The following is a 13,783-nucleotide window of genomic DNA, read 5'->3' on the forward strand; positions in this document are numbered from 1 at the left end:
TTAATGAATCCACTTATAAAAGTTATCATCCCCGCATATAACGAACAAGATTCCATTGCCCATGTAATCAATGACATTCCTTCCATAGTAGACGAGGTAATTGTTATTAGTAACAATTCAACAGATAATACTGAAACCATTGCTAAAAACGCAGGAGCAACAGTACTTTCTGAAAATAGAAAAGGTTACGGATATGCTTGTTTGAAAGGGATGGAATATATTTCTATTAAAAACGAAAAGCCAGATATCGTTGTTTTTTTAGACGGAGATTATTCTGATTATCCTGAACAACTTACTGAGCTTGTTGCTCCAATAATGAATGATAACATTGATTTTGTAATTGGTGCTCGTGCACAACGACTACGTGAAAAGGGTTCTATGACTCCTCAACAAGTTTTTGGTAATTGGCTAGCAACTACTTTAATGAAGTTGTTTTTTGGTGCAAAATTCACTGATTTAGGTCCTTTCAGAGCAATAAAATATGATAAACTACTAGCTTTAAACATGGAAGACAAAACGTATGGTTGGACAGTAGAAATGCAATTAAAGGCTTTGAAACAAAAATTAACTTATACAGAAATTCCTATGAAATATAGAAATAGAATTGGCGTTTCAAAGGTTTCAGGAACTGTAAAAGGTAGTATATTAGCCGGCATAAAAATTTTAGGTTGGATCTTTAAATATAGCTTTAAATAATGGTTTTAGAATATATAATAATTACGCTATACACTATATCATTAGTACTTATATTGTTATACGCTATAGCTCAGTTAAACCTGCTTATCAACTATTTGAAAGCTCAGAAAAAAAAGGAAAGCACACCCAAATTAGATTTATCTGACATTAACAAAGTTCCGTATGTAACAATACAGCTACCTGTATATAATGAGCTATATGTAATGGAGCGTTTATTACACAACATTGCTCAATTAGAATATCCACGCGAAAAGTTAGAAATTCAAGTATTAGATGATTCTACCGATGAATCAATTGAGAGCACAGCTAAACAAATTAAAGAGCTTCAAAAAACAGGTTTAGACATTCAACATATTAGACGTGAAAACCGTCAAGGATTTAAGGCTGGCGCCCTAAAGGAAGGACTTAAAACGGCCAAAGGTGAATTTATTGCTATTTTTGATGCCGATTTCTTACCTAAGGAAAATTGGTTACTGGAAACCGTTCCGTATTTTAAAGATCCTGAAATAGGCGTAGTTCAAACTCGTTGGGGACATATTAATAGAAGTTATTCAACCTTAACAAAAATTCAAGCGTTTGCTTTAGATGCTCATTTTACTTTAGAACAAGTAGGTAGAAATAGCCAAGGACATTTTATTAATTTTAATGGTACTGCAGGTATTTGGCGTAAAGAGTGTATTTACGATGCTGGAAACTGGGAGGGAGATACTTTAACAGAAGACTTAGATTTAAGCTACCGTGCACAATTAAAGAATTGGAAATTCAAATATTTAGAAAATGTTGTTACTCCTGCTGAATTACCTGTAGTTATTAGTGCTGCTCGTTCTCAACAGTTTAGATGGAACAAAGGTGGGGCAGAGAATTTTCAGAAAATGTTAAAGAGGATTATTACAAGTTCTACTATTCCTTTTAAAACAAAACTTCATGGAACGCTACACTTACTAAATAGCTCTATGTTTACTTGTATCTTTTTAGTAGCTGTTTTAAGTATACCTATGTTGTATATTAAAAATGAATATGCTCATTTAAAAATTTACTTTATAGTCATGAGCTTTTTTATTGTAAGCACCTTTATTTTCTTTATCTGCTACTGGTTTATGTATAAAAGGACTTACGGAGGAGGTTTCTGGAATTTTATCAAATATATTGGCGCCTTTTTCGCTTTTTTCTCTATTGCCATGGGCTTCTCTTTACACAATACAATTGCTGTTTTAGAAGGTCATTTAGGTAAAAAAAGTGAATTTGTAAGAACCCCTAAATTCAATATTAAGTCATTAAAAGATAGTTGGAAAAACAATAAATATATTCGTAAAAGACCCTCTTTACATGTAATCATAGAAGGTTTATTAGCTTTATACTTTGCTTTTGGTATGTATAGTGCTTTTACTGTTGGTGATCAGGGTGGAGACTTTGGTTTGTTTCCTTTTCATTTAATGTTATTTGTTGGTTTTGGATATGTCTTTTTTAAATCGATTTTCTCAAAAGCTTAAATGTCTTTTTTTAAAAAATATAGCTCAATTATACTAACCTTTGTTAGTGTTCTTCTTTATTTTTTATTTGCTTATACAATTGAACGTACCGAATTTAACAAGTTACTTTTTCTCTGGATTAGCCTATTTACTTGTTATTTTGCTCTTTTACAAGATAAAGAATTATCGTTTGCTCATTTAGCTGGAATTTCGGTCTTATTTCGATTGGTTTTCTTTTTTGCTATTCCTAATCTATCTCAAGATTTCTATCGTTTTATTTGGGATGGACGTATGATTTTAGAAGGAATAAATCCTTATTTATCATTACCTCAAACATTTATTGAGCAGCATAACTACCCTATTAACCAAGCTAAGGATTTGTATGAAGGAATGGGAGCCTTAAATGGTAGTCATTACACCAACTATCCTCCAGTTAATCAACTTTGCTTTTTAATAGCCGCCTTGTTTGCTAAAAACAGCATTATTGGGAGCGTTATTGTAATGCGAACACTTATTATCTTGGCTGATGTTGGTATTTTATACTTTGGTAAAAAGCTTTTAGAAAGATTACAATTACCCGTTAAAAACATTTTTCTATATGTTTTAAACCCATTTATTATGATTGAACTTACTGGAAACTTACATTTTGAACCTGTTATGTTATTCTTTTTGGTTTGGAGTATTTATACACTACATAAACAGAAGTGGTTTTTAGCAGCTATACTAATGGCTTGTTCAGTTTCTGTAAAACTCATTCCTTTACTCTTTTTACCTTTATTTTTTCAATGGTTTGTAAAAAATGATTTTTCACTCCTTAAAGGATTACAAAAATTAGCATTTTTTTACGGAACTATAGTTCTAACAATTGTGTTACTTTTTCTTCCTTTCTATTCTCCAGAGTTAATTTCAAACTATACTAACTCTGTTGGTTTATGGTTTAGAAGCTTTGAGTTTAATGCTAGTTTTTACTATTTAGCTAGAGAAATTAGTTATCAATTTAGAGGCTATAATGAGATTGCCATTATTGGTAAAATAATACCTATTCTTACCGTTTGCTTTTTATTAATTCTTACTTTTTTCAAAAAGAACAAGTCAACAAAACAATTAATTCTAAGTATGCTATTTGCTTTGTCGTTCTACTATTTTTCAACAACAACAATGCATCCTTGGTATATAGCAACGCTTTTAATTTTATCTGTATTTACTCAATATCGTTATGCTGTTTTGTGGAGTTTAGTTATTATTCTAAGTTATCAGGCATATGCTAATTCTCCATGGAAAGAAAATCTTTGGTTAATTACTTTAGAATACATTATTCTATACAGTTACTTTATTTGGGAAGTTTTTATAAAAAGAAAACCCACTCAAAATTGAGTGGGAAAAATTGCTATGAAAAAGAAAAAGAAAGTGGTTTAAAAACCACTGTTCAAATATAAATAAGATTTTTCTTTTCACAAATATTTTTTTTAAGTTTTTTCACTTTTTTTAAACTTTAACTTAAAGTTTTCTTAACTCATTGTTTTTCAAGATATATTTATCTCCACTTTCTGGGCAAGTAGCCAAACCTTCATCATCAAAATTTAACCGATGTCCGTACTCACTAATCCACCCTATTTGTTTTGATGGGTTTCCTACAACTAACGCATAAGGTTTAACTTCTTTAGTTACCACTGCTCCTGCTCCTATAAAAGCGTATTCTCCAATATTGTTACCGCATACAATTGTTGCATTTGCTCCTATACTCGCTCCTTTTTTAACAATTGTTTCTAAATACTGATCTTGTCTTTTTATGGCGCTACGTGGATTAATTACATTGGTAAAAACCATAGAGGGTCCTAAAAAGACATCATCTTCGCATCTAACACCCGTATATATAGAAACATTATTTTGAACCTTTACATTATTCCCTAAAACAACCTGAGGCGACACTACTACGTTTTGTCCAATATTACAATTATTACCAATGTTACAATTAGGCATAATATGGCTAAAGTGCCATATTTTAGTTCCTTCTCCAATTATGCAACCATCATCAATAACTGCTGTCTCATGTGCAAAAAACATTTTATCTGTATCCATATATAACAAAAATAAAAAAACTCAACCAGTTGGCTGAGTTTTTACTTTTTATTCCACTCTAAAAGTAATTGGTAGCGTATATTTTACTTTTACTTCTTTATTATTCTGTTTTCCTGGAGTAAATTTTGGAATTTTATTTACTACTCTGTTTGTTTCCTTTTTTAATTTAGTATGGGGTGCTCTAATTTGAATGTCCGTAATATTGCCTAATTTATCAATAACAAACTGTGTCAATATTCTATATTTTCCAGAACTTAATCCTACATCTTGCGCCAATTCTGAGTTAAAATTACGTTGAATATGCTGTTGTATTTTTCTTTCAAAACATTTTATATTTTCTTCTTCTGAGAGTCCTTCACAACCTTTAAAAACCGGAGTGTTTTGGACATTCTTAATTGAAATTGGATCATCACTATCTTCTATAGTTTCAGTTTCTTTTAACTCTGGAATTTGATTTAAATCAATAGGTGCTTCATCTACAGGTAAATCTATTACAGTGGTATTTTCTGTATTATTATCTACTACTTCGGGTTTAAATATTTCTTTAATTACACGCTTCTTCTTTGGTTTTACAATTTCTTTTACTCTGCTTCTTATAATAACAGGGGTATCAAAAGTGTAAACTTTCTCATAATCTTGTACATTAGTAGGTTCAACTACCGCTGTATCTTTAACTGTTTCGTGCTCTAAAACAAGAAAAACGACAAACAAAGTTAGCACTAAGCCTAATTGTGTAAAAATAGTTGAAAATTTTTCTAATTGCTTTTTAGCATGCTTCTTAGGTGTTTTCATAGTATTTGTTTTTTGTGTTAATACTATGTTAAAAACAAGAAACGTGCCAATAAAAAAAGACAATCCGTTTTGGATTGTCTTTTTTTATCTTTTAGTAAGTTTCTACTACTCTACATTAAATGTAATAGGTAACGTATAACCTACTCTTACTGGTCTACCTCTTTGTCTACCTGGTTTCATTTTAGGTATTTTCTTAGCAACTCTTTCTGCCTCTTTTTTTAATCTTGGATGAGGAGCTCTTGCCGCTACACTAGTAATAGTACCGTCCTTATCAATTTTAAACTGTACATAAATTCTTTTCTTACCTGGAGATAAACCTAATTCATTTGCTAATTCTGCATTAAAGTTACGTTGAATATGCTTCTGTAACTTTTTATTCAAACATGCTTTCTTTTGAGCTTTTGTTCCACTACAACCAGGAAATACAGGAACTTCCTCAATAATAGCGAATGGTACATCTTCTACCACTTCTTCAACCTCTTCAACCTCTTGAATATCTTCTACCTCTACAGCTTCAGATTCATCAGTTTCAGTTGATTCGATAACTGTTTCTTCAATCTCTTCTTCGTCTTCTACTACTTCAATTTTTTCAGGAGCTGGTGGTGGAGGTGTATTTGGTTTTGGCTTTGGTGGCTCAATTTGAAGCTCAATAGTTTCTTCTTCAATATCAGTAGCCATGTTAGCCATACCTAACTCTCCATACTCTTTATCATATGTCTTATTCTCAATAGCAACATACGTTACAAATAAAGCTAAAACCAAACCTATTTGCATAAATAGTTTACTATAGTTCTCTAAGTTTGATTTTGGATTTTTCTTGATTTCCATCCTAAATGTTTTTAATAGTTCGCTAATTTAATTAATTTATTTCAACTTTTACAAGCTTAATCTTTAAATAGCTTTATTTTTCTTAAAAAAAAGTTATAAACTATGAAAGCTATTAAAATACCCGTCGTGTTTGCCATTATATCTAAAACCTCTCCTGATCTATATGACGTTGTTGTAACTTGTAGAACCTCAATAATTATGCCGTAAAAAAAACAACAAAAAACAGTAATATATTTATTAATTTTTGTTGTTTTTAAAGCTAACAACCATACCAAACTTAACACGAAATAAGCAAAGGTATGTTCTAGCTTATCTATATGGTTAATTTGTATAGGTGCTTTTTCTATTTTTACTAAACTAATAATAGCAATACTTAAAGTTATTAGTATTGCTATTATGGTTAGTTTATCCCTTAATAAGTTCTTGATATGCTTCAGCACTTAATAAATCTACTACTTGTGAATCGTCAGATAATTTTACTTTTATCATCCACCCGTTTCCATAAGGGTCAGAGTTTACTAATTCTGGTTCATCTTCTAAAGCTTCATTAAACTCTACTACTTCTCCTGATAAAGGCATAAAAAGGTCTGAAACTGTTTTTACTGCTTCTACAGAACCGAAAACTTCTTCAGCATCTAATTCCTCATCTAATGTATCTACGTCAACGTATACGATATCTCCTAACTCTCCTTGTGCAAAATCAGTAATACCAATAGTTGCTACACCATTTTCTACTTTAACCCACTCGTGGTCTTTGGTGTACTTTAATTCTGATGGAATGTTCATTGTAATGATTTTTTATTGTGTTTGTTTTAATTTCCTAAGTTGTATACTAAATTAATTCCTGCATTAATAGATTGTCTTGGAAAAGTGGTAGAAACTGCATATTCAAATGTTTGGTGATTGTAATAAAAAGATGCTGTTAAATTGCTGCTTAAATTATAGTCGGCAATAAATTTTAATCCAAATAATTTCTCCCCTCCTGTAATCTGACTATTTTCTTCATCTACACTTCTTATCAATGTTAAGTTATCTCTTAACGATATATCAGCTCTTAAATTTATATCTCCTTTTAAAGTTTCTTTTTTTCCTGTAAATCTAGTGACAAATTTAACATCTCTTATCTTGTATCCAAACCCTAAAACATATTCTGTCCCTTTAACATCTGTTAAAGTATTATTATTAAAGTTTAATGTTAAAGATCTGTCTCTTCTTATCTCTCCTTTGAATGAAACTGAATTCTTCATTCTAAAATCTACTTTTATTAATGGTGAAAACTCATCAATTAAAGTTGCGGACGAAATTAAGAGTTCTGGTTGATAATTACCAGAAGTATTTGTATTTGTTTCTCTATTATTTGAATCATACTGTAAATTATTAGAATAGTTACCTATTGTATACGATGATTTGTAACCATGTGATAGAGTAAACGAAGAAAAGTTTTTCTTAAACCATTTATATTTCATAAAACCATTATAGCGTAATGTCCAGTTAGGAATCGGAATATTTTTAAAAATTCCTGTACTTACCGAATTCGGACTATTACCAGAATATGCAGCAATAAATGCTGGAAGCATTGCTTGCTGTCCGTTTGTTTGATACGCTGCTGTACCCGTATTAGGCAAGCCTGTTTCTGCCGATAGTCTATTTGAAATAGTGCTTCTATAATCTAAGAAGTTTTGATATAATGTTTCATTATCAGTAAAAATAGTTCCTAACATAAAATGGCTAATACTATAATTACCTGTTTCAAAAGGTTTTATATTCGGGTCTTGCTCAAAACCTCCACTACCATTTGAAACAACATCTAACTGCTGTGTTAAGTTACTTGTTTGAATTCTGTTCCCTCGTAAATCAATAGTTAAATCTCTAAAAGGTTTTACAGACACATTATAATCTAGTTTTTTATATCTTGTTTTAGAGTAATTCTTACTGTAATACTCATCTCCAGCGTTTCTAGTAATTAACCATCCATTTTCAATTGCTGTATTTAAAATATCTGTTTGACTACCAAATACAAATCCTAAAGTTGGAGCTAAGCCTCCATCAAAACCATTTCTTCCTAAAAATCCAACTGAAGGCTTATATCCTTGTAGTAAAGTTCCATTATTTTGAGAGTAACTAATTTTTGCTCTTTTTACCGATGTTAACACATCATATACTCCCTTTCCTAATTTTTGACCAAAAGTAGCTTTCTTTTTAAGCTTTGGCTTTTGGGCTACTTGATTTCCTCCTAATGTAGCTGTTCCTTTTTGAGTTGGTTGCTTTTTTGTTCCTTTTAACAATAGTTTATCTACACCAACAATTTTATAAAAACGACCGAAATCTATATTTGTGTTTAAGTTATGTGTATTGGCATTCTGAATCATGTTTCCAACTTGCTCAATATAACTTTGTGAACCTGCTTTCCAATCAAAATCAGCTGTATATCCGTAATCTGCATTGATAAAATTCAAGAATGGAAACTTATTTAATGGTAATTTATAAGTTGTATTTAACTTTTGATGGTAATTATCTGGTCTTCCTATACTGAAAAATTGATCGTAAACTTCTAATTGTTCATCTTCTCCGAAACTATCGTATATATAATTGTTTGTCGCATTAAAGTTTAATTGTAATGACTTAGTTAAGTCGAAACCGATTGTATAATCCCAATTAAATAAAAATCTTCTTTGTATGAGTTCTGGTTGAGCAGGTAAAGGATTCACTGGGTCAATAATCAAGTTTCTTGACTGTTGACTATTATAGTTTCTGTTAATTCTTGAGTTTAATGCTATTGTTTTAGGTACTGGGTTAAAGTTTAAATCTTTTATAAATTGTAAGTACCTACTTTTAAATCCTTCTGATTTTTTAAATGGCTCTATACTAAAAGGAACAAAAGTGAAATTATAACTAGCACCAGCCATTACATTTTTGTTTACATAACTTTCAATATTGTAATCTTTATGAAACTCCTCGCTATGTGAATATGAGGCTGAAAAATTCTCTACATCATAAAATTTAGGTTTCTTCTTACTTTCTGGGTTTCTATTCTTTTTTACATTAATGAAACTAATACTTTTCCTTCTTGTATAATCTTGAGCATTTTTACTATTTGGGTTTTTATCAATTGCGTCTTCTAATTCTACATCTTGAAATTGTGGATCGTATTTTGGGTCTCTAAACTCTTCTCCATAACTATAATTCATAGGTACTTGCATGTTCCATTTTTTTGGCATCATTTTACCTAACTGAATATTGGTAGCTACACTATATTGTTTTATTTCTTCAATACTTCTTTGTTGTACACGATCTTCTACATTACCAAAACCTATGGTTGACATTCTTCCAGCTAAAGAGACATCCATTACATCAGCCATATTAGCATCTGCATTTACAACTGCTGCCCATCCTCCTTTGTTATCAAAGCCTACTGCACGTAATTCATTAAACCAAACTTCAACAGTTTTATTATCGCTAACTGTATTTTTAACCCCTAACATCACCGTTCTTACTTGAGCTAAGGTTGGGTTTCCTCTCACAGAAATTTTTAATCCATTAGAGCTTATCGACGAATACACATCAGTAAGATTGCTTCCTGTTGGTCTTTCAATTTTTAGGTTAGCTAACTCTTCTAATGGAATATCTAAATTATTTTCCTGAGGCCAAACATCTAAAGATGAAGCGTTTGATGTAGATATTTTTAATGGCTTTTCTACTTGGTAATAGTTATCGTTTAAATCGGTACCTAAACGTATAACTGCTACCATTTCATCATCATTTGCGCCTGTAACGCTATTTTGATTTTCAGCATGTAAAAACATACGCAGCTTTTTATACCTACGCATATCAATACTAATATTTTTATAAATGGTTCTAACCTCGTCAGCTTCTAAGTCAGTTACCTTTAACGTTACAGATTGCTCGTTTTGACGTTGAATTCTATTGGTTCCTTGCAAACGTTCTCTTTGAATTCCTGGTGGCAGTTTATAACGGTCTTGATTTTGTTCAATGCTAACTACTCCTACTTCAAACTTGTTTAATTTATTTGAATCTAAATCTTCAGGAGGAGTGTTTGTATCTGGTAATGTTTTTGTATAACGTCTCCAATCTCCTCTTACCAATTCTAATTCTCCAAAACGTAATACTACTGGCATTTTGAATTGCGTTAAAAACATTCGTATAAAACGAATGCTATTAAAATCAGTAATTCCATTAATTTTTTGAGCATCGGTAACATTTCTAACAGGTATTCTAAATTGATACCATTTAGTGGTTCTTGTTGCTCCGTTTAAAAGTGTTACATTTTGTGTTTTTACATCAATAATATTATTTTGACCTAATACTAAATCTGTTTTATTTAGAGAAACCTCATACTCAAAATAGCTATTCACAGGATTCATTGTTTGATCCTTATTGATGTCTTCTGTATCTGGGTAGGTGGTTGATGATGTTGGATATGATTCGTTTGACTGACTCGCTGTTGGTGAGTTACCTTCTGTACCGTTAAAGTTTTTGTATCTGGATAAAACTGATGGATTAGTGTTTTCTATTTCTCCTCCTCTAAAAAACTGGAAATTATCTCCCGCTGGGTCATCTAGTCCAGCAAATGCAGGGAATTTTATTCTTTCTTCTTCATCACTTAAACCGTCTAAACCAATATCTTGATTCGTTCTTGCATCATTACTAGAGTCAAAAGCATATAAAATAGAAGGATTTATAGGGGTATCTCCCCAAATAGAAGTTTGGATATTACCTCCGTCAGCTTTTTGTCCATCGGCAGGGAGCCCATTTTCATATTGCTTTCTTCCATCTTTTAATATATCTTCAGAAACATTACCTAAGTTTATAAATAATTTCCCTACTTGATTTGTTGGGTCATTTGGGTTAATTCCTGCAGGCAAACCTTCTTCAGTTGTAATTGAATAGTTTTCATACGGATCCATTAACCAAAATTGAATATACTCAACATTTGCTTGCTCAAAATTATTCGTGGTTAATGCTCTCATAATACCACCCCAGCGCTCTTCAGCTGTTACACTGCTTGCATTTTCATTATAGTTATATGGTCCTCTTTCTGCAGGGTAATAAGCTAAATCTAAGGTTCTAACTAAGTTTTGTTGTGTAATGTCTAAATCTGTGTTAGGAAATAATTCATTATATCGAATTTGACGTACCTCATCTCTAGACAATTCATTCTCATCAATATTACTTGGTCTGTTTCCACTTCCGTAGAATAACTGATCTATATTATACCAAGCTAATTTTCCTCTTTTGTAATTATACTCTAAACCAAAAGATCCTCCATCAAAACCTTGAGATTCTGGCGTACTCGCTAAAAACCATTGCTGTGGTGAGTTTAAGTTAATTGGTATTTGTGAAGCTTCAAAATCATCTAAATATGAAGTTGCAGTACCATCAACATTAATTCCACTAGGAGATCCTGGTAACAAATATGCCATGTCCGCTCTAACCGAAACATTTGACGGAGCTTCAGTTTCAACGAAAGGCAGTTTGTTTGCTAGTTTTGTTAAATAGGGTACTTCTGAAGAATAGTCTAAGTTCAAACCTAACATAATATTATCTATAGGCTCTCCTCCTAAATTTACCTTAGGTGTAATTGGCTTTTCACTAACATTTAAAAAAGTTCCCCCTAAAATAAAATCTTCAGAAAAACGATGTTCAACATCTATTCCTATAAATGTTTTTCGTTGCTGATTAAAAAATGTATTATTTTCTACAGATGCGTTAATTGGAATTCCTGAAGCTTCTAAACCTGGGTCTAAAATTTGCACACGACCTAATTGATAATCTACCACATAATCTATCCCTTCAACCAATTGTCTTCCTCCAGCTGTAACGCGAACTGACCCTCTTGGAACATTGAAAGCCCCCAAAGAGATCCCTCTACTTGTTTCTGATTTAAAATATCCTTTTAAGAAGAATTTATCTAAGTTCTGATACTCGTTTTTAGCTTGAATTTTAGTAGTTAAATATAATTCTTCGAAACCGTATTTTGTTTGATCTGTTGGATTGGTTAATTTCAGTAATAAATCTTCACCAAATGGTTCTGGCTCAGGAAACAAAATGTATCCTCTTTCAGAATTTACCGTAATTCCTTCTACATAATCAAAAAAACCATCTCCATTTGTAACTGCATATTCACTTTGGTCTAATTTATCTAAATTCAGCAACCTTAATAATGGTTCATTCTTTAACGCTGTATTTGCTGCATTTTGTAAAGTGTTTTGTAAGGTTCCTGTTTCATCATCACGATACAATAACTCAAAACGAAAACCTTCACGTTGTAATGGAAATGCTCCTAAAGCATATACGTTTTTCATCATTAAGCGCCACGTAGGAAAAGGCTCACCGGGACTATTTGCTGTAGTTGTTCCTGGTCGAACTGTATTTAAAATTTCACTACGTAATAATTTTACTGCTAGGTTTGCTGGTGCAACAACTCCATCGTTTGAAAACTCTCCTACTCTAAAAACTGTTTCACTATTAGAGGCTCCTACCACAGTATATTCAAAAGCTACTGCTAAAACTTCTCCGTCATTTAATCGTCTATTTAACGAGATAAACCCTAACTGTGGATGTAGTTTGAATTCATTAGGTTGTAACTTACGAGCATTTTGTAAGTATGTATAGTTAAAGCCTTGTCTCGCTGGAACACCAATACCATTAATTGCAGCATCAATAGTTGCAACATCTCTAATCCCACCTGAATTTGCTGTTAATAAAGAACTTAAATTATTCACTCCATTATAAGGTATAATTTCAGAATTAACTGATATAGCTCCAGGTGTTGTTGTTATTTCAGCTGGATTCACTTCATTTGCATCATCAGATTCTCCTAAATCGGCAAAAGCTACAATACTACGATAATCGGTTACGTTTTGATTTCTATTAGTTACCCAAACCTCAACTCTAGTAATATTTATAGGACTGTTAATTAAAGGGTAATTCTCTAAAGCTTCTTTGTAATTTTCTCTAAAATATTGTGATAAAAAGAAATGTCGGTCATTATCATAGTCAGATGCTCGTAATTCAAATGGTTCTATGGTTGCTCCACCTTCAGCAACTACTGTTTTAGATTGTGAATTTTGCTGTGAGAATGCAGCTGTAACATATGTTTTACCAAACTGTAATTCTGTTTTTACCCCAAATAACGATTGTGCTCCATTAATAAGTGAGTTTTTAATCGGCATACTAATATTACCCGCCTCGATATTCCTAATAATATCATCTTCGGTTGGAGTATATTCTAATTTAATAATATTTTGAAAATCAAAAGTAGATTGGGTATCATAATTTGCCGTTACCGTTAATCGTTTACCTACTTTTGCTTGTAAACTCGCACTAATTTGTTGATCAAAATCAAATGTAAAGCTGCTTTGATTTTCAACAGAGATTTGAGGATTTTCATTGTTTTGATATACACCTCCAAGTTTAATATTTATTTGTCCTGTTGGGTTTACCTCAACAGTGTTACCTCCAAAAACAGATTCGAAAAACTTAGAATTTACATAGTATTTAGGTAATAAGTTTTTACGAGCAGCCTCACTGCCCTTCTTTTTAGGGTTAGTAGCGTCTACTTTTTCTTTAAAATAATCTTTTAAATCATTTTTTAAGCGGTATTCATTATACTCTTTAGGTGTCATAAAAATAGGGGTACCTACATAGTAATCTCCTATTTTTTCAACAATCATAAACTTATTCAACACCTTATCATAAGTTACTACTTTTTGAGAAGGGTTGTTTAAATAAAGTGTTCCGTTTTGGTTATATTTAAAATTATACTTAAGGGGAATAACAGTATCCTGTTTAGCATTACTTGTCTTATTTTTTTGAGTATTTTGTGAAAACGAAACAACACTTACTAAAATAGCAAGTGCTGTAAGTAGTCTATTAATAACTGCTTTTTCCAACCTTTT

Annotated in this window: 9 protein-coding genes; 3 read left to right on the forward strand and 6 right to left on the reverse strand. The window is 31.5% G+C overall.

Features of this window, described 5'->3' with window-relative positions:
• The first annotated feature begins 3 nt into the window (after positions 1 to 3).
• From AC3VJB_RS11450 to AC3VJB_RS11460, 3 genes are read left to right on the forward strand one after another with little or no spacing between them, the layout of a single operon-like run.
• Positions 4 to 696, forward strand: a complete 693-nt coding sequence (locus AC3VJB_RS11450) for a glycosyltransferase family 2 protein (protein WP_437823493.1) — start codon at positions 4 to 6, stop codon at positions 694 to 696.
• Positions 696 to 2,186 carry a cellulose synthase family protein gene (locus AC3VJB_RS11455; RefSeq protein WP_437823495.1) on the forward strand — a complete coding sequence of 497 codons (1,491 nt, stop codon included), beginning with the start codon at positions 696 to 698 and terminating at the stop codon, positions 2,184 to 2,186. Before AC3VJB_RS11450 ends, AC3VJB_RS11455 begins: the two co-directional genes overlap by 1 nt.
• On the forward strand, positions 2,187 to 3,539 hold the full coding sequence (locus AC3VJB_RS11460) for an MptA/MptB family glycosyltransferase (RefSeq protein ID WP_437823496.1): 1,353 nt from the start codon (positions 2,187 to 2,189) through the stop codon (positions 3,537 to 3,539).
• 123 nt (positions 3,540 to 3,662) lie between these two features.
• On the opposite strand, the gene AC3VJB_RS11465 is transcribed toward AC3VJB_RS11460, so the two are convergent.
• The 6 genes from AC3VJB_RS11465 to sov all read right to left on the reverse strand — a co-directional run bounded on the left by AC3VJB_RS11465 (position 3,663) and on the right by sov (position 13,777).
• A complete protein-coding gene (locus AC3VJB_RS11465) occupies positions 3,663 to 4,244 on the reverse strand; it encodes an acyltransferase (protein WP_047787897.1) in 582 nt (193 codons plus the stop codon).
• A 48-nt stretch (positions 4,245 to 4,292) separates the two neighbouring features.
• Positions 4,293 to 5,036, reverse strand: a complete 744-nt coding sequence (locus tag AC3VJB_RS11470) for an energy transducer TonB (protein WP_437823497.1) — start codon at positions 5,034 to 5,036, stop codon at positions 4,293 to 4,295.
• 105 nt (positions 5,037 to 5,141) lie between these two features.
• A complete protein-coding gene (locus AC3VJB_RS11475; protein ID WP_047787899.1) occupies positions 5,142 to 5,864 on the reverse strand; it encodes an energy transducer TonB in 723 nt (240 codons plus the stop codon).
• A gap of 56 nt (positions 5,865 to 5,920) precedes the next feature.
• Entirely contained in the window at positions 5,921 to 6,304 is a 384-nt protein-coding gene (locus tag AC3VJB_RS11480) for a VanZ family protein (protein ID WP_371875252.1), read from the reverse strand.
• Positions 6,270 to 6,650, reverse strand: coding sequence for a glycine cleavage system protein GcvH (gcvH, locus tag AC3VJB_RS11485; protein WP_437823498.1), 381 nt, complete (start codon positions 6,648 to 6,650; stop codon positions 6,270 to 6,272). Before gcvH ends, AC3VJB_RS11480 begins: the two co-directional genes overlap by 35 nt.
• 26 nt (positions 6,651 to 6,676) lie before the next feature.
• Positions 6,677 to 13,777 (reverse strand): T9SS outer membrane translocon Sov/SprA, encoded by a 7,101-nt coding sequence (sov, locus tag AC3VJB_RS11490; RefSeq protein WP_497667165.1) that lies wholly within the window; start codon positions 13,775 to 13,777, stop codon positions 6,677 to 6,679.
• Positions 13,778 to 13,783: the final 6 nt, after the last annotated feature.

Source organism: Tenacibaculum sp. TB-53 (assembly GCF_059716285.2).

Excerpts from the sequence above, each read along its gene's own strand:
- AC3VJB_RS11450 (WP_437823493.1), top strand. The coding sequence starts at position 4 with ATGAATCCACTTATAAAAGTTATCATCCCCGCATATAACGAACAAGAT.
- AC3VJB_RS11455 (WP_437823495.1), top strand. The coding sequence starts at position 696 with ATGGTTTTAGAATATATAATAATTACGCTATACACTATATCATTAGTA.
- AC3VJB_RS11460 (WP_437823496.1), top strand. The coding sequence starts at position 2,187 with ATGTCTTTTTTTAAAAAATATAGCTCAATTATACTAACCTTTGTTAGT.
- AC3VJB_RS11465 (WP_047787897.1), bottom strand. The coding sequence starts at position 4,244 with ATGGATACAGATAAAATGTTTTTTGCACATGAGACAGCAGTTATTGAT.
- AC3VJB_RS11470 (WP_437823497.1), bottom strand. The coding sequence starts at position 5,036 with ATGAAAACACCTAAGAAGCATGCTAAAAAGCAATTAGAAAAATTTTCA.
- AC3VJB_RS11475 (WP_047787899.1), bottom strand. The coding sequence starts at position 5,864 with ATGGAAATCAAGAAAAATCCAAAATCAAACTTAGAGAACTATAGTAAA.
- gcvH (WP_437823498.1), bottom strand. The coding sequence starts at position 6,650 with ATGAACATTCCATCAGAATTAAAGTACACCAAAGACCACGAGTGGGTT.